12 protein-coding genes, 1 tRNA gene and 1 pseudogene are annotated in these 16272 nt (G+C 65.1%); 6 read left to right on the forward strand and 8 right to left on the reverse strand.

The genetic code is table 11. The features are described 5' to 3' along the window. Nucleotides 1–212: 212 nt before the first annotated feature. A complete protein-coding gene (prfB, locus tag K8V11_RS08540) occupies nucleotides 213–1313 on the reverse strand; it encodes a peptide chain release factor 2 (protein ID WP_303912764.1) in 1101 nt (366 codons plus the stop codon). A 132-nt stretch (nucleotides 1314–1445) separates the two neighbouring features. Here prfB and K8V11_RS08545 point away from each other — a divergent pair, with 132 nt between their 5' ends. The 3 genes from K8V11_RS08545 to K8V11_RS08555 all read left to right on the forward strand — a co-directional run bounded on the left by K8V11_RS08545 (nucleotide 1446) and on the right by K8V11_RS08555 (nucleotide 4966). Further along, nucleotides 1446–2258, forward strand: a complete 813-nt coding sequence (locus K8V11_RS08545; RefSeq protein WP_303912766.1) for an inositol monophosphatase — start codon at nucleotides 1446–1448, stop codon at nucleotides 2256–2258. Between the two features lie 107 nt (nucleotides 2259–2365). Beyond that, nucleotides 2366–3727: an acyl-CoA dehydrogenase family protein gene (locus tag K8V11_RS08550; RefSeq protein WP_303912769.1), complete on the forward strand. Its 1362-nt coding sequence runs from the start codon at nucleotides 2366–2368 to the stop codon at nucleotides 3725–3727. Between the two features lie 36 nt (nucleotides 3728–3763). Next, nucleotides 3764–4966: an acyl-CoA dehydrogenase family protein gene (locus tag K8V11_RS08555; RefSeq protein ID WP_303912772.1), complete on the forward strand. Its 1203-nt coding sequence runs from the start codon at nucleotides 3764–3766 to the stop codon at nucleotides 4964–4966. A gap of 371 nt (nucleotides 4967–5337) precedes the next feature. Here the strand turns inward: K8V11_RS08555 and K8V11_RS08560 are convergent, their stop codons facing one another. The 3 genes from K8V11_RS08560 to K8V11_RS08570 all read right to left on the reverse strand — a co-directional run bounded on the left by K8V11_RS08560 (nucleotide 5338) and on the right by K8V11_RS08570 (nucleotide 7822). Continuing rightward, entirely contained in the window at nucleotides 5338–6096 is a 759-nt protein-coding gene (locus K8V11_RS08560; protein ID WP_303912774.1) for a S1 family peptidase, read from the reverse strand. A gap of 294 nt (nucleotides 6097–6390) precedes the next feature. Further along, nucleotides 6391–7233, reverse strand: a complete 843-nt coding sequence (locus tag K8V11_RS08565; RefSeq protein WP_303912776.1) for a mycofactocin-coupled SDR family oxidoreductase — start codon at nucleotides 7231–7233, stop codon at nucleotides 6391–6393. A 247-nt stretch (nucleotides 7234–7480) separates the two neighbouring features. Continuing rightward, complete coding sequence (locus tag K8V11_RS08570; RefSeq protein WP_303912779.1) at nucleotides 7481–7822, reverse strand: transglycosylase family protein; 342 nt, start codon at nucleotides 7820–7822, stop codon at nucleotides 7481–7483. A 475-nt stretch (nucleotides 7823–8297) separates the two neighbouring features. Between K8V11_RS08570 and K8V11_RS08575 the strand changes: the two genes are divergently transcribed. After that, entirely contained in the window at nucleotides 8298–8663 is a 366-nt protein-coding gene (locus K8V11_RS08575) for a VOC family protein (RefSeq protein WP_303912782.1), read from the forward strand. Between the two features lie 95 nt (nucleotides 8664–8758). Here K8V11_RS08575 and K8V11_RS08580 read toward each other — a convergent pair whose 3' ends face one another. Beyond that, nucleotides 8759–10264, reverse strand: a complete 1506-nt coding sequence (locus K8V11_RS08580) for a peptide MFS transporter (protein ID WP_303912785.1) — start codon at nucleotides 10262–10264, stop codon at nucleotides 8759–8761. A gap of 105 nt (nucleotides 10265–10369) precedes the next feature. Here K8V11_RS08580 and K8V11_RS08585 point away from each other — a divergent pair, with 105 nt between their 5' ends. Further along, complete coding sequence (locus K8V11_RS08585) at nucleotides 10370–11230, forward strand: class I SAM-dependent methyltransferase (protein ID WP_303912788.1); 861 nt, start codon at nucleotides 10370–10372, stop codon at nucleotides 11228–11230. Nucleotides 11231–11308: 78 nt separating this feature from the next. Here K8V11_RS08585 and K8V11_RS08590 read toward each other — a convergent pair. The 3 genes from K8V11_RS08590 to K8V11_RS08600 form a co-directional block, all read right to left on the reverse strand. Continuing rightward, nucleotides 11309–11382 (reverse strand) — tRNA-Met (locus tag K8V11_RS08590). A gap of 67 nt (nucleotides 11383–11449) precedes the next feature. Then, nucleotides 11450–14506 carry a UPF0182 family protein gene (locus tag K8V11_RS08595; protein ID WP_303912791.1) on the reverse strand — a complete coding sequence of 1019 codons (3057 nt, stop codon included), beginning with the start codon at nucleotides 14504–14506 and terminating at the stop codon, nucleotides 11450–11452. A 142-nt stretch (nucleotides 14507–14648) separates the two neighbouring features. After that, nucleotides 14649–15824: a PDZ domain-containing protein gene (locus K8V11_RS08600; protein WP_303912794.1), complete on the reverse strand. Its 1176-nt coding sequence runs from the start codon at nucleotides 15822–15824 to the stop codon at nucleotides 14649–14651. A gap of 148 nt (nucleotides 15825–15972) precedes the next feature. Here K8V11_RS08600 and K8V11_RS08605 point away from each other — a divergent pair. Then, nucleotides 15973–16272, forward strand: a pseudogene (locus K8V11_RS08605) (hydrolase); the annotation flags it as partial.

Here is a 16272-nt window from a genome sequence, read left to right on the forward strand (position 1 = left end):
TGCCGGTTGTCGATGCGGCCGGTCCACATCCTCGCGACCTTCTTGATGATGCGCGTGGCGATCATCGCGATCATGACGATGAGGACGATCTCCAGGCCCTGATTTCTGAGCCAGAAGAGCATCGAGTCGAAGCCTGAATCAAGTGTCAGCATGATGTGTTTTTACTACCCCGCATTTCACAAACGACGCGGCTGTGCCGTCTCTCGTGCTTACTAGTCGTCGTCCCTCATGCGCCACCTGATACCCGCTTCGAGGAAGCCGTCGATGTCTCCGTCGAGCACGGAGGTCGGGTTGTTGACCTCGAATTCGGTGCGCAGATCCTTGACCATTTGGTACGGGTGCAACACATACGAACGCATCTGATTACCCCACGATGCGTTACCCCCGGCGCCGAGCGCGTCGAGTTCCGCGCGCTCCTCCTGACGCTTGCGCTCGAGCAGTTTGGCCTGCAGAACCTTCATCGCCGCGACCTTGTTCTGGAGCTGCGATTTCTCGTTCTGACAGGTCACGACCACGCCAGTGGGGATGTGGGTGAGCCGCACCGCCGAGTCGGTGGTGTTGACGCTCTGTCCACCGGGGCCGGAGGAACGGTAGACGTCGACACGGATATCGTTCTCCGCGACCTCGATGGAGTCGGTCTGCTCCACGACGGGAAGCACCTCGACCTCGGCGAAGGATGTCTGGCGACGGCCCTGATTGTCGAACGGCGACAGCCGCACAAGACGGTGCGTGCCCTGCTCCACCGACAGCGTCCCGTACATATACGGGTCGTGCACCACGAACGTCGCGGATTTGATCCCGGCCTCTTCGGCATACGAGGTGTCGTACACCTCGACCTTGTGCCCGGCCTTCTCCGCCCAGCGGATGTACATGCGCATGAGCATCTCTGCGAAATCGGCGGCATCGACGCCGCCGGCGCCGGAGCGAATGTTGACCACCGCGTCGCGCTGGTCGTACTCACCCGACAACATCGTCTTGACTTCCATCGCCTCGATATCGGCGCGCAACGAATCTCTCTCCGCATTGGCCTCCGAGAGAGCGTCATCGCTCTCCTCCTCGGCCAGCTCGAAAAGCAGCGGCAGCTCGTCGAGCCGCTGGCGGAGACCGCGGACGCGGCGCAGGTCGGCCTGCACATGCGACAGTTCGCTGGTGACCTGTTGCGCGTGGTCCGGATCGTTCCACAGCTCCGGATCGGACGCCTTCTGCTCCAGCTCGTCGACGCGCGCCGCCAGCTCCTCGACGTCCATCACCTTCTCCACGGTGGTGAGCGTCGAATCCATATCCGCGATATCGGAAGAAATGTCGGCCTGCATGGGCGCCAATGCTACCCGGCCGGGTCGCCGCTTCCCCGAACCATGCAGGCCAGGGCAGGCTTTGCGCGATGTTTCCTCCGACGTCATACAGCGACAACCTTCCCGCTGCCGGGCGGGGGTAGCGTCGGGTCTATGGCTACGGTTGGATCGACCACACCTATCCCCCACCACGCCCCTTCCATCGAGTATGACGACGCAGAGCTCGCCGCTCTGGCCGTCACGGAAGCGGGGCGCGTGGCGCGGTATCTACGCGAGAGCGGGCTGGAGGTGGAGCAGAAAACCTCGGTGAGTGACGTGGTCACCGAGGCCGACCGCGCCGCCGAGCATTCGATCACTTCGCTGCTGCGTCGCCACCGCGCAGGCGACGGCATTCTCGGCGAAGAAGGCTCGCTGGTGGAGGCACAGAACGAGCGGCGCTGGGCCGTCGACCCTGTCGACGGGACCTACAACTTCGTCTCCGGCTCGGACTATTGGTGCTCGGCGGTAGCGCTCTCGGGACCGGACGAGTACCTCCTCGGCGCGATCCACCGCCCCGCCACCGGTGAGACATGGGTCGGCGGCAGCGAGATCTCGGCCCGGCGCGGGGCGACACCGCTGCGTCCGCTCTCTGCCGGCAACCTCGCAGACGGCTGCCTGGCCACCTATCTTCATCCCCCGTTTCTGTCCGAACCGGACCTCGCGGAGCCGTTCCGCCGGGTGAGCCAGGGGGCGGCGACGATGCGCATGCTCGGCTCCGGCTCGCTCGACCTCGCCGCGGTGGCAGAGGGCAAATACTCGGTGTGGTGCCAACACTCGTGCCCGGAGTGGGATTGGCTCCCCGGAAAAGCGCTGGTAGAAAGCGCAGGCGGGCGGACCTCGGTGGTCGAGGTCGCCGGATACGACTGGTTTGTCGCCGGAAGACCCGGCGCGGTCGAGCAGGCCGTGGAGCTTCTCGCCGGGGGGTAATTTTTCCGCGTTTCTCATGGACACGGCACAGGCTTGTGTAAAAAACCCTACTAGCGAGTAAGGTAAGAGCGTCAGTTTCCACCCGCGAACGAGAACAGCTGGTGACGATGAGCAACAAGAAGAATTCCACCCCGGGCAAGAACCCGACCAAGGTCGACGCGATCGGCGCAGCGATGCGCGTGCTGTCCACCGTGGCCGGCTCCGATTTCGCCGAGAAGTACGGGCTCCGCAAGCCGGTCGATCGGGTCACATACCAGGCCACGAAGACCGGCTTCAAGACCCTTGGTGCGGCGAACCGCACGTTCAAGAAGGTCTCCGGCGGCAATAAGCCGAATCCGCTTCCGGACACCCCGCGGAACGATCTGTTCGACCTGACTCTCGGCGACGAGCAGAAGATGATCCAGGAGACGGTGCGCGACTTCGCGACCGACGTCATGCGCCCCGCCGCGCACGACGCGGACGAGGCCGCCAAGGCTCCCGAGTCGCTGGTCGAGCGTTCCGCCGAAATCGGCGTGACGATGATCAACGTCCCCGAGGAGTACGAGGGTGTCGCCACCGAGCGCGGCGTCGTCACCAACTCCCTCGTCGCCGAGGCCCTCGCCTACGGCGATATGGGTCTCGCGCTTCCGATCCTCGCGCCGAGCTCCGTCGCCGCGACGCTGAGCCAGTTCGGCTCCGAGTCGCAGCAGAAGACCTACCTGCCGGCGTTCGGTTCCGAGAACGTTCCAGGTGCCGTCGTGGTCGTCAACGAGCCGACCCCGATGTTCAACCCCTTCGAGCTCACGACGAAGGCGAAGAAGACCTCCGGCGGCTACTCGCTGACCGGCGTCAAGTCCCTCGTCCCGATCGCCGATTCCGCCGAGCTGTTCATCGTCGCCGCCGAGTACGAGGGCGCGCCGACCTTCTTCATCGTCGAGTCGGACACCGACGGCCTCGTCGTCGAGGCCGACCCGTCGATGGGGCTCCGTGCCGCCGGAATCGGCCGCATCAACCTCAACGAGGTCAACGTTCCCGCCGAGGCGATCCTCGGTGGCGAGACCTCGGCCGAGGACCGCAACAAGGCGTACCGCGACATCATCCGTCTGTCCCGCCTCGGCTGGGCTTCGCTGTCGGTGGGCACGTCGCAGGCCGTACTCGATTACGTAATCCCCTACGTCAAGGAGCGCGAGGCGTTCGGTGAGCCGATCGCCCACCGCCAGGCCGTGGCGTTCATGGTCGCCGATATCGCGACCGAGCTCGACGGAATGCGTCTGGTCACCTGGCGTGGCGCCTCCCGCGCGGAGCAGGGCGAGGACTTCGCCCGCGAGGCCGCGCTCGCTCGCAAGCTTGCTGCGGACAAGGGCATGAAGATCGGCCTCGACGGCGTTCAGCTGCTTGGTGGCCACGGCTTCACCAAGGAGCACCCGGTCGAGCGCTGGTACCGCGATCTGCGGGCCGCCGGCGTCGCCGAAGGTGTCGTCGTCCTGTAATCACCGCCTCTTTCCAAGCGCGAAGGAACTCCCAAAATGATCAATCTCGAACTTCCTAAGAAGCTGCAGGCGGCGCAGAATCAGGCGCACCAGGTAGCTACGCAGATCTTCCGTCCGGTTTCCCGCAAGTACGATCTCGCCGAGCACGAGTACCCGGTCGAGCTCGACACCCTCGCCAACCTCATGTCCGCGATGGAAGATGCGGGCGAGGCGGCCGCGGGTGCGAAGGGCGGCCGCGGCAACAAGGAGGCCAAGGGCAACCAGAACGGCGGCAATATGATGTCGCTGCTCAACGTCATGGAGACCTGCTTCGGCGACGTCGGCCTCACCCTGTCGGTCCCCTACCAGGGCCTCGGCAACTCCGCCATCGCCGCTGTGGCCGATGACGAGCAGCTCGAGCGTTTCGGCAACGTGTGGGCCTCCATGGCGATCACCGAGCCGTCCTTCGGTTCGGACTCGGCTGCCGTGTCCACGACCGCGAAGCTCGATGGCGACGAGTACGTCATCAACGGCACGAAGATCTTCATCACCTCCGGCTCGCGTGCCGACCACATCGTCGTGTGGGCGACGGTCGACAAGTCCGCCGGACGTGCAGCGATCAAGTCGTTCGTCGTTCCGCTCGATCACCCGGGCGTCAACCTCGACCGTCTCGAGCACAAGCTCGGCATCAAGGCCTCCGATACGGCGCAGATCACCTTCGATAACTGCCGTATCCCGAAGGAAAACCTCATGGGTGATCCGGAGGTGCGCACCGACAAGGGCTTCGCCGGCGCGATGCAGACCTTCGACAACACCCGTCCGCTGGTCGCGGGCATGGCCGTCGGCTGCGCCCGTGCCGCACTCGAGGAGATCCGCGGTCTCATCGAAGATGCCGGTTACGAGATCGACTACGACGTGCCGTCGAACCAGCAGCCCGCCGTGGTCGCCAAGTACCTCGAGATGGAGTCCGACTGGGAGTCCGCCTACCTGCTCACCCTGCGTGCGGCATGGATGGCCGACAACAAGCTCCCGAACACCAAGGAAGCCTCGATGTGTAAGGCCAAGGCCGGCCGCACCGGTTCCTCGGTGACCCTCGGCGCCGTCGAGCTTGCCGGCACCTACGGCTACTCGGAGCGTTCGCTCCTCGAGAAGTGGTCGCGCGACTCGAAGATCCTCGACATCTTCGAGGGCACCCAGCAGATCCAGCAGCTGGTCATCGCCCGCCGCGTGCTCAACCTCTCGTCCTCCGAGCTCAAGTAAGAGACTCACCGAGGAAGCGCGGCACCTCCGCCGTCACTACTCCCCGGGGTAGGGCCTGAGACTCCAGGTCCACCCGGGGAGTAGTTGTATTTGTGCACCATCTACACCGCCCCCGCTGCGGATGGGAAAAGCCTAGCGAGCCTGCCGGCAGCCGGTCCTTTGACCACGAAATGGTCGAAGATCGTCGCCGCTCATCCGCCCGGAGGCGGGACCGCGCGGGCTACATTCCACTCCGATGGCCGCGTCGAGCATTCCGACAACGCGCTGCGGGCGGGGCCCTGGAGGTAGCGCAGGCAGGCAACTGGCGAACAAATCGAAGGCGCCGCCCCAATAATTTGGGGCGGCGCCTTCGTTTGTATTCGTGAGCCGGGCTAGGCCATCCGGAATCCTGCGCCCGGCCAATTACGCGCCGTGGCATCTCCGACGATCGCGTCGAACGTCGTGCCGTAGGCGGGCAGGAAGAACGGGTGCTGCCAGGAGACGAAGCACTCGGGCAGCACATTGCCGACCGATCCGACGCCGACATCGCGGGCCATCGGCGGCATGGTGCCTCCGTTGAGCATGCCGACAAGGCGGTCGCCGTTCATGACCGGTCCGCCGGAATCTCCGCGGCCGGCGCACACCTGCGAGTAAATCGTATTGTCGTCGACCTGCCAGGTTGGGCCGCACGTGAGGCCCGTCGAAGCGCCGAGCTTACAAATGTTGTCGCCCTGATTCGGCGGCGCGCCGCGGTCGGCAACGCCTGCCTGACGGACGGGGGTGACCTTGTTCGTGTCAACCTCGACGACCGAATAGTCAAGGACCTCGTTACGGGCGACGACGTGGCCGACGGCACCCGCGCCCGGCACCTCCACGGCCTCGCCGATGTCGGAGCTGCAGTGGCCCGCGGTGAACACGACTGCGCGGTTCGCGTTGTCCCATCCGGATGCGGTGGCCGTGCACAATGCATGGCCGCCAGCGAATAGCAGCGGCGTGCCACCGCCGACCACCGGAGGAGCCTCCTGCGCCTGCGCGCTCGGGGCGAACGCGGCGGCTGACGTTAGCAACGAGCCGACCAGGGCAACTGCGAAAAGGATGGCCCACAGCGCGCGAGCGGAGCTGGGGATGAGGCGCAGGAACGTGACCCGCATACGGTCTCCTTTCGGCTCCCGCCCAGTCGGCGGGAAGAGCACAACTACCCGCTAAGTTTAAAGCATTCACCGACAAATGCCGTCTTTCGTGCGCCGACTCTCAGCCTCCCCTTACGCTCCTACACCCCAGACGAACGTTTCTATCCACCTAAAATCTCGACTTACCAGGAACGATTCGCCCCACTACCGAGAGTCAAGAATTATTCACTTTCTATGTGGCAGAACGGCTATCAACCTTAACGGGTCGATATCCGCCGAATTCGGGTGCACTTTTGCGCAGTGCTCGGCCGGTTCCTAGTGAACCGAGGCACCGCCGTCGACGGGAATCTCGCCTCCGGAGACGTAATAGGACTGATCGGACGCGAGCCACGCAACAGCGTTGGACACGTGAATCGGCTCGATCCACGCCTTGCCGAACGGATTTAGCCCGGCGAACGCCGCCTCGGCGTCTTCCGCCTGCGGAGAGTCAAGATCGGGCCGGAAGAGTCCGTAGGTCTTTGCGTTCTTCACCATCGGGGTGTCTATGGAGTTCGGGTGGATCGTGTTGACCCGGATCCCGTGTGGGCCGAGTTCGTTGGCGAGCACCTTCATCAGCCCGACGATCCCATGCTTGGCCGTCGTGTAGGCCGCGACGTTAGCCAATCCCTTGAATCCGGCGAGCGAGGAGATAATAATGACCGATCCGCCCGCCCCAGCGGCGATGAGATGCTCTGCGGCCGCGGCGTAGGTGTGCCACACCCCTGTCAGGTTGATGTCCTGGATATCGTTCCACGACCGCTCGGGAATCAGGTGGGTGTCCTGGCCGAAGGTGAATATGCCGGCATTGGCGACGACGATGTCGAGTGAGCCGAGTTCGGCCACCCCCTCGTTTACCGCGAGCCTGAGCGCCTCAAGATCCCGGACGTCAGCCTCGCGCGCCACGATCCTCCGTCCCAGCGCCTCGACCTGTCGGACCGTTTCGTCCATGTCACCCGGCTCGGCAATATCGTAGAAGCCCTCCAGAGACTCCACGGGCTTCGTGATGTCCACGGCGATGATGTCCGCGCCGTCCTGAGCGAGGCGCACTGCGTGGCTCCTGCCCTGCCCGCGCGCCGCTCCCGTAATGAATGCAACCTTGTTGTCCAGCTTTCCGGCCATGATGGCACCCGCTCTCCTGCTTCGACAGGGACCTGAGTGCGCGCCCACGACGTGGACTGTGTTCCACATCACAGCCCTGTGTTTTCCAGATTACCGAGCGGTCGATCGGCACGCGCCGGGCGACGGATTGCGCCCCCGAAAGGGCCGGTTATGAAATACAGATGGCCCCGACTTCCATCGATAGGAAGTCGGGGCCATAGAAGCTACACCCTGCGCCGTAGCGCAGGCACGTGCGGCAGTGCGCGTATTAAGCGACCGGGCCGCCGCAGTTCGGCCATGCGCCGGCGCCCTGCGTCGCGAGGACGCTCTCGGCAACCTGGATCTGCTGCTCGCGGGTCGCCTGGTCGGCGGTCGGAGCGAACTCGGTGCCACCGTTGGCGGCCCAGGTCTCAGGCGTGAACTGGAGGCCACCCTGGAAACCGTTACCCGTGTTGATCTGCCAGTCACCGCCGGACTCGCAGGCTGCGACCTGGTCCCACGCCTCCGGGGATGCGGCGTTGGCAGCCGGGCCGGAGAGGAGTGCACCGCCGCTGGCGATAGCGCCGGCGAAGAGTGCACCTGCAGTGAGTCGTGCGAAACGGTTACGCATCTGTTCGGACCTCCTTGGGGTCGGTCAGGAAGATGTTTTCCTTCAATCTCGTTTCGATCACTCGGCCGTAATGGCTTAGTGACCAATCCGTGATCTTTTTCGGACTGCCGCGACGCTACTCAGGACGTCGAATCGCATGCAAACCATTTCACCCGATTCGGCTCCAATTCTCGCCATGTGGACTCCGCCGTATCGCACAACAAACCCCGCTGGATGACGTCGGACGCGTCGAGCTATCCCGGCGTCCGCATGCTCGGGCTACATCCGTGAAATTCCTGGCATACGGCAATTTCAGCGTTGCGGCTTCTCCGCATTCCAAGAGCCGCGATCCCGTTCGGAGTGCCGGGCGGGCCACGCCCACGCGACGCCGGGAGCGGCGCGGATTGTGATGATGCTCACTCCGACGTCATCCTGGGGTTTCCTACTGCTGCGGCGCCCACGGAGAATTCGGCGCGAGGGGTGCCACACTGGGCACATGGACCTTCGCCGCGCAGTTCCTATCCTCACGGTCGCCGATGTGGCGGCCGCCGTCGCCGAATACCAGCAGGTGCTGGGGCTCGAGGTGCTCATGGACCTCGGTTGGATCGCGACCCTTGGCACAGCGCCTGGACCGGCCGGCGGCGCCGCGGCCCAATTCAGCGTGATCTCGCGCGACGCCACCGCACGGGTGAACCCGGATCTTTCGCTCGAGGTGGCCGACGTGGACGCGGCGCACGAGCAGGCGAGAGCGGCCGGCGCCGAGATCGTGCACCCGCTGTGCGACGAGGAATGGGGCGTGCGGCGCTTCTTCTACCGCGCCCGCGACGGCCAGGTCGTCAACGTCCTGTCCCACCGGGCGTAACCGCTCGACGCAGAACAATGGCGGAGGGTCGAGGAAAACTCGACCCTCCGCCATTGCCATTCCCGCCGGGAAACGGGAGAACGCGGGAGCTCTGGCTAACGCACGCCGCGCATGAGCTTGACGATGGGCTTCGCGATGAGCGCCATGACAATTCCCAGGACAATCGAGGCGATACCGATCCACATGAAGTACTGGTTCGTCGCCGCGGAGTCGTCCGGATTGTAGAAGCCGGCGAGCCAGCCCGACGCAGACGAGCCGATCGCGACGGACAGGAAGAACAACGCGACCATCTGCGAATTGAACGCTGTCGGGGCGAGCTTGGTCGCCAGCGACTGCCCCAGCGGGGACAGCAGCAGCTCGGCCATGGTGAACAGGAAGAGCACGCCGACCATGACGTACATGGGGATCAGCCCCTCGGTGAAGGGGATGAACACGAGGAACGCGATGCCCATGATCACGTTCGCCAGCGCGAATTTATACGGCGTGGAGACCTGCCGGTCGCCGAGCTTCAGCCACATCGCCGAGAACACGCCGGCGAAGATGATGATGAACAGCGGGTTGATCGACTGCACCCAGCCGGGCGGGAACTCCCAGCCGAGGATGTTGCGGTCGAGGGCCTGATCGGCGAGGACCGCGATCGAGGTGAACTGCTGCTGGAACAGCGCCCAGAAACCGCATGAGGCGAGGAACATCGGGATGAAGGCGATCACCCGCGAACGCTCGACGGCGTCGATCTCCTTCGACGACAGGATCATTCCGAACAGGACGACCGCGGCGATCAGCGTGACGACCGTGACGGTGCTGGCGAGATTGTCGAACGTGAGCAGGCCTGTGAGCGCCGCGATGAGGATCGCGGCGATGACGACGACTGCCGCACTGGCGACGCGGAGGATCTCGAACGTCGTTGCCGGGTTCGGTGCGCCCTTCGGGATCGAGCTGAGCGTCCGGCCGCGCATGGCGACGTACTGGATCAGGCCGGCGCCCATGCCAATCGCGGCGAGCGCGAAGCCCCAGTGGAAGTTCGTCGCCTCCCACAGGGCGTTGGTGAGCAGAGGTCCGAGCAGGCCGCCGATATTGACGCCCATGTAGTAGATGGAGAACGCCGCATCGCGGCGCATGTCCGAGCGTCGATACATCGCTCCGACGACCACCGAGGTCGTGGCCTTGAGCGTGCCCGAGCCGATCGCGACGCAGACGAGGCCGATGCCGACGCCGACCATCCCGGGGATCAACGACAGTGCGATGTGGCCGGCCATGATGAGCACGGCCGCTCCGGTGAGCGTCCGTTCGGCACCGAAAAGGCGGTCGGAGACCCAGCCGCCGAAGATGGCGGACAGGTAGACGAGCCCGCCGTATGCGCCGACGATCGACGTGCCGACCGCCTCGCTGTACCCGAGCCCGCCATCGGCGACCGAATAGTAGATGTAGTAGGCGACGAGCGCCTGCATGCCGTAGAAGCTGAAGCGCTCCCACATTTCGATTCCGGAAAGATTGGCCAGCCCCCAGGGGTGGCCGAAAAAGCCGCGCTCCGAATCGGCAAGCGCCGGCTTCTCCTCCTCGGCCGGCGCTGAATCGCCGGGAAGGGACGTTGCATTAGACATGCGCGAAATATTAAGCCTCTGTTTGCCCAATTAAAATCTTCGCAGGCGAGCGGCTTGGATTCTGCCCGATATTTCCTCGCCCCACCGCGCGTATTGTCGTTAACCATGAGCAACGAATCCGCCGCCTACGAGTGGGAATCCAAGGCCGCCGACTGGGCGCGCCATCACGCAATCTTTGACCGTGCGTTCGCTGCCGTCACCGACGCCGTGCTCGAGCGGGCGGACATTCGAACCGGTCAACGCGTCCTCGATGTCGGCAGCGGAGCTGGGACTCTCCTTGCGCGCGCCCACGACACAGGTGCGCTCCCCTACGGCGTCGACATCTCGGAGTCCATGGTCGCCGCGGCCGGTGACCGCGTGCCCGCTGCCACCGTCGTGAATGCCGACGCGCAGGACGCCGATCTCCTCGCCGCGACCGATTCACCTCCGTTCGACCGCATCGTCTCCCGGTTCGGCGTCATGTTCTTCTCCGATCCGGCCGAGGCCTTCGCGAACCTTCGCCGCGCCTCTGCCCCGGGGGCCCGCATCGCCTTCGCCTCATGGCATCACTCGGCGGAGAACACCTTTCGGCACGGGCTGCGCCGTGTCGCCGCCTCGCTCCCGGAGGGCACGCTTCCGCCGGCGCCGGGCGTCGACTCCCCCGGGCCGCTCGGGCTCGCCACGGCAGCCAAGATCGGGACGAGTATGACGCCGGGCGGCTGGACCAACATCAAGGCCACGCCCGTGAGGGTCGACATCAATTACGGGACCGCCGAATCAAACGGGGTCGACGAGCGTCTGCAGATCGTGCTCGCCGGCAACACCGGGAGCGCCATTCGCGAAGCTGTTGTCGCCGAGCGCGGCGAGGACGGCTGGGGCGAGGCACTTGAGACGATCCGAGCGGAGATCGCCGAAAGTATTTGCGATGGCGGCGTCCGCTTTACCGACACAGTATGGATCGTCTCCGCCACAAACCCGGGCTCCTGATTCCCCGTGCCCCAGGGCATCCGGGCGCAACGCAAAAGTCCCGGTCTTCGATTTCTCGAAGACCGGGACTTCTATTAGTAGCGGGGACAGGATTCGAACCTGCGACCTCTGGGTTATGAGCCCAGCGAGCTACCGAGCTGCTCCACCCCGCGTCGGCTTCACCTACGTTACGCGGAGGTGAATCCGAAAAGCAAATCGGGGCGTGACCAGCGGTTTCCTTTAATTCCCTCCGGCTGCATTGTAGGCGTCGACGGCCTGCTGGAGCGCGTCGAGCGCCTTTCCAAGGTCGCCGAGGTCACCTCCGGATTGCGCGTCCTCGACTTGCTTCAGCGCATCTTCAAGCTGGCTCACCGCGCCTGCCTGGCCAGCGCTCGGCGACGGTGTCGTCGGCGCCGAGCCCTCGCTCGTGCCCGCGTCGCCCGAGCTCTCGTCGGCCGGACGCGTTTCGGTGTCCGTCGGCATCTCACCATCGGCCGCCGTGCCCGTTTCGCGCGGCGAGGAGTCGATGTTCACCTGCTGCAGGGCCTCGTAGACCGAGCGCCCGTAGCCGACCTGATCGTCGTAGAACATCATCACGCGCAGCAGGCGCGGGAAGCTGGTCTCCTCCCCGTCGCCGGTATTTCGCTGGGCATAGATCGGCACGACGTACATCACCGAGCCGTCATCGAGCGCGAGGGAAAGCATGTTGCCCTCGGTGATACGCGCGGTCTGCGTCCAGAGTCGACGATCCTCGGCCACACGCGGCGCACTGAGCATCGAGTTCTGCGCCTGCGTCGGACCGACGCGCGGTTCGGGTGATGGGCCCTGAGCGCGGACGGTGAGTTCGCCGTAGTTGCTCGGGTCCGAGCTGGCCGTCATGTGCGCGGCGAAAATCTCGCGCTGGAAGCCGCGGAATACCGACTGCAGCTGGAACGACGGCTTCCCCGTCTTCGGGTCTGCGGCCACCACGTAGCTCGAGGGCTGAGGCACGAAGTCGTCAGTCGCCTCGATGCCGCCGGTCGGCCCGTTGGTGTTCGTCGCGGACGCCGGGTTCTGCGGCGCGGTCGCGTTCTGCTGAGCCCGCTGGTCACCGCGCGAGGACAGGTCCGCCGGGATCGACCAGAACGCGTCGTTGGTGAAGAACTGGCTCGGGTCCGACACGTGGTACTTGGCGATGAGCTGGCGCTGCGTGTTGAAAAGGTCCTCCGGGTAACGGACGTGGTCGAGCAGTTCTTCGCTCATCTCCGAATGCGGCTTGACCAGACCGGGGAAGGCCTTCGACCACGTCTTGAGAACGGGGTCGTTCTCGTCCATCTCGTAGAGGTCGACCGAGCCGTCGTAGGCATCGACGACGGCCTTGACCGAGTTCCTCGCGTAAGAAACCTCGTTCGTGCCGAGGACGGCCCCGGTGTTCGGGTCTCGGTCGGGCTCGCCGAGAGCGACGCGCTGACCGTACGGATAGGAATCGAGCGTCGTGTATCCGTCGACGATCCACTTGACCCGGCCGTCGACGATCGTCGGGTACGTCTTCTCGTCTGTCGTCAGCCACGGCGCGACCTTCTCCACGCGTTCCATCGGATCTCGATCGAAGACGACCTTCGAGTCGCCGTCGATGAGGTCGGAGAACAGGATGTTGCGTTCGGTGAAGCGCAGCGAGAATGCGAGCCGGTTGAGCAGCCCGCCGATCTGCACCCCGCCGTCACCCGAGTAGGTGTAGCGCTCGGTATCGGTGTCGTACTCGCGCGGGTCGCCGGAGGCGTTGACGATCGCGTAGTCGTCGTCGACCGAGCCGACGAGAGGCCCGTAGTAGATACGCGGCTGCTCGACCTCCGCGGGCGCACTGGCGCCCTCGCGGCCGGTGACGTCGAGGCTCGTGTAGCTGGGGAAACCGCCGGAGTCGGAGCCGGCGTCATCGGCGAGCTCGTTGACGCGGTCGGCGGGGGCCATCACGAGGCCGGTTCCATGCGTGTAGACGGTGCGACGGTTGATCCAGTCCTGCTGGTTCTCGCGCAACGTATTCGGGTTGATCTCGCGCGCGCCGACGACGTAGTCCTGCATTTCGCCGTCGACGTTATAGCGATCGATGGACAGCTCTTCCGGGAAGCCGAAGAAATTTCGAAGCTGCTGTTGCTGCGTGAACGTGGGGCTCAGAACCGTCGGGTCAAGCACGCGAATGTTCTCCAGCGTGGCGTTGGTCTTCGACGCTTCCTTCGGATCGGCTGCCGGTTGGCCCCAGTCGTACTCGTAATTGACCTTGTCCGGCCCGACCCCGAAGGCATCGCGCGTGGCCGCGATATTGCGTTCGATGTACTCACGTTCCTTCTCGGCGCGGTTCGGGTTGACCGAGAATTGCTCGACGAGCAGCGGGTAGGCCGAGCCGACGACGCCGGCGGAGAAGATGAGCAGGACCGTCGCGATCGCCGGGATGCGCAGATCCTTGAACACGACGACCGCGAAGAAGGCGATGGCGCACAGGATCGACACGGCGAACAGGAAGATCTTCGCGGGCATTACCGCGTTGACGTCGGTGTATCCAGCACCCGTGAAGGTCTGCCCCTCCGAGTACATCAGCTCGTATCGGTCGAACCAGTACGCGACGGCCTTGGCGAGCACGAACATCCCCGCGAGAATCGCGAGCTGGATTCGCGCGGCCTTGGAGAACACCCCGTCCTTCGCTCCGATTCGGATTCCGCCGAAGACGTAATGAGTGAGCGCGCCCGTGAGCAGGGCGAGCACGATAAGCACCATCACCCACGTGAGCACGAACCGCCAGAACCCCAGCTGGAAGGCGTAGAAGGAGATGTCCATTCCGAACTGCGGGTCGGTCACGCCGAACGGCGTCGAATTGAAGAACGCGATCACCGTCTGCCACTCGGACTGGGCGAACAGTCCCGCAAGCAGCCCGATCAGCACCGGCGGCACGGCGAGCATCCACTTACTTCCCGACTCGACGGCGTTCTGGTAACGCGCCAGCGCCTCCTGCCCTGGTCCGCGCACGAGCACCGGCCGCTTCCGGTAGGCGATCGTCGCCGAACCGATCATCGCCGCGGCGACGAGGATCGCGACGACGAAGAACAGCGCGATCCGCGTAAGGATCTCCGTTCGGAACACCTGGGTCGCGTCAAGCGAACCGAACCACAGAAATTCTGTGTAGGTGTTGTTCAGGCGGGGCACAACCTGAATGAGCACCAGGAGCGCGACGACAACGCCGAGAATCGTCTTGGACCGTCCGGTGAGCGGAGCACCCTGGCGGGGGCCGACGGGTCCGCGTGGCTGGTCAGTATTACCGAATCGCAAGGGCGATCCCTTCTCAAGAGCAAGCCGGGCCCCGGGTACGCGGCAGCGCCCAGGCCCGAAGGTACAACGTGAGATTCACTTTACGCAGCGAACCGATCTCCGCGCCGTGTGCATTAAGCAAGCGCCCCCGACCCAGGCGGCACTACCCCGTCGTACAGGCCTGCGGCTCGCGGCCGGAGTTGAGTGCGTCCAGCGCGTCTACCGCGTCGTCGAGCGTGCCGACCTTCACCAGGTCGATCCCCTCCGGCGGATCCGTCAATGCCTCGGCGCAGTTTTTGGCCGGCACGAGGAACGCTGTCGCTCCGTCTTCATGCGCGGCTACGATCTTGTGACGGATCCCGCCGATGGGCCCGACCTCACCGTCGCCGTCGATCTCGCCGGTCCCGGCGATGTGCTTGCCGCCGGTGAGCTCCCCAGGGCTGAGCTTGTCGACGATCGCGAGCGCGAACATCAGCCCTGCGCTGGGACCGCCGACCGAATCGTCGAGGTTGATCTTCACGTTCGTCCCGTTCGCTGGCAGGTCCCCGACCATAACGCCCAGGTAGCCCTGATCCGGTTCCGTGCCCTCCTCGGGGTCGCCCGGGGTGAGCTTCACCGTTTCTTCCATCCGCTTGGCATCACCGGAACCCGGCTGCGCGCCACCACCACTGGATGACGGCGTAGGGCGCTCGAATTCCACGTCGAGCTCGTCTCCGGGCCGCTTCGCCGAGACGTACTCGACCAGCGCGTTCGAATCGGCGATCTTTTTGCCGTCGATCGTGAGAATGCGGTCGCCTTCTTCGAGGAGCCCGTCGGCCGCGCCGCCTTCAACTATGCCGCGCACTGTTGGCACCATCGGCAGATCCAGGTGGCGGAACGCCGCTGCGGCTGCGGAGTTCTCCGAGCCGACCATGAGCTGCGCGTTTTGCTTGTCGACTTGCTCCTGAGTGCGGTCGGGCGGGAACACCTGATCGCGCGGGACGACCGTCTGCTTCGGGTCGAGCCACAGCGTGAGAGCATCGGCGAAGCGCAGATTCTGGTGCACGGCGACGGTGGTCATATCGAGTACGCCCTCGGTCGAATCCGGCTCCGCGCCTGTGATCTCGACGATGGGCCTCGCAACGGTGTCCTCATCGCCTTCCTCGCTGCCCGGCGCCGTACCCCCGGCGCCTCCCATCGGGTCGTCGACCGAGCCTTCGGGCACCTCGACGGACCCGAGCGTGTCGAATACCGGGCCGGGCCCCATCGCGACGAGGGGAACGCGAACGGTGAACGAGGCCACGACAGCGAGGGCCAGGGTCACCAAAACGACCAGGAGGGTGCTGATTCTGCGGCTCACGCGGACCAGCCTATCGACCCGTCCGGACAATCCCGCGCTTTGCCGCCGGATTTTCTCGCCGATTCATCAGGTATTCCCAGTTACGCCCAGCGCGAACAGACCCCCTGGGGCGGTGCTTTCGCACCCCGTAGTTCGGTAGCGTGGTGGCATGAACCAGCCCTTCGGATTTTCAGCTTCTTCAGGCGACGACGGTGAGGACTCGTCTGGAAAGGGCAACGACAAGAACAACGGCAACGGCGGCAGCGGCGATAGCGGCAACGGCGGCCAGCAGCCCGGCGGTTTCGGCTTCGGCTTCGGATTCCCCGGCGCCGGCGGGCCCGGCGGTTCCGGCGGCGGCGCCGGAGGACAGCAGTCGCCCGGTGGATTCGGCGGGGATCTCGGCGCGATCCTCAATCAGTTCGGCCAGATGCTCGGCTCCATGGGCACGGCGATGAACCAGTCCACGGAC

The sequence above is a fragment of the Dietzia timorensis genome (assembly GCF_020742175.1).
Lineage (GTDB): Bacteria > Actinomycetota > Actinomycetes > Mycobacteriales > Mycobacteriaceae > Dietzia > Dietzia timorensis_A.

Bases quoted from the DNA above. Each gene is read 5' to 3' on its own strand.
- prfB (WP_303912764.1), bottom strand. From the start codon at position 1,313: ATGCAGGCCGACATTTCTTCCGATATCGCGGATATGGATTCGACGCTC.
- K8V11_RS08545 (WP_303912766.1), top strand. From the start codon at position 1,446: ATGGCTACGGTTGGATCGACCACACCTATCCCCCACCACGCCCCTTCC.
- K8V11_RS08550 (WP_303912769.1), top strand. From the start codon at position 2,366: ATGAGCAACAAGAAGAATTCCACCCCGGGCAAGAACCCGACCAAGGTC.
- K8V11_RS08555 (WP_303912772.1), top strand. From the start codon at position 3,764: ATGATCAATCTCGAACTTCCTAAGAAGCTGCAGGCGGCGCAGAATCAG.
- K8V11_RS08560 (WP_303912774.1), bottom strand. From the start codon at position 6,096: ATGCGGGTCACGTTCCTGCGCCTCATCCCCAGCTCCGCTCGCGCGCTG.
- K8V11_RS08565 (WP_303912776.1), bottom strand. From the start codon at position 7,233: ATGGCCGGAAAGCTGGACAACAAGGTTGCATTCATTACGGGAGCGGCG.
- K8V11_RS08570 (WP_303912779.1), bottom strand. From the start codon at position 7,822: ATGCGTAACCGTTTCGCACGACTCACTGCAGGTGCACTCTTCGCCGGC.
- K8V11_RS08575 (WP_303912782.1), top strand. From the start codon at position 8,298: ATGGACCTTCGCCGCGCAGTTCCTATCCTCACGGTCGCCGATGTGGCG.
- K8V11_RS08580 (WP_303912785.1), bottom strand. From the start codon at position 10,264: ATGTCTAATGCAACGTCCCTTCCCGGCGATTCAGCGCCGGCCGAGGAG.
- K8V11_RS08585 (WP_303912788.1), top strand. From the start codon at position 10,370: ATGAGCAACGAATCCGCCGCCTACGAGTGGGAATCCAAGGCCGCCGAC.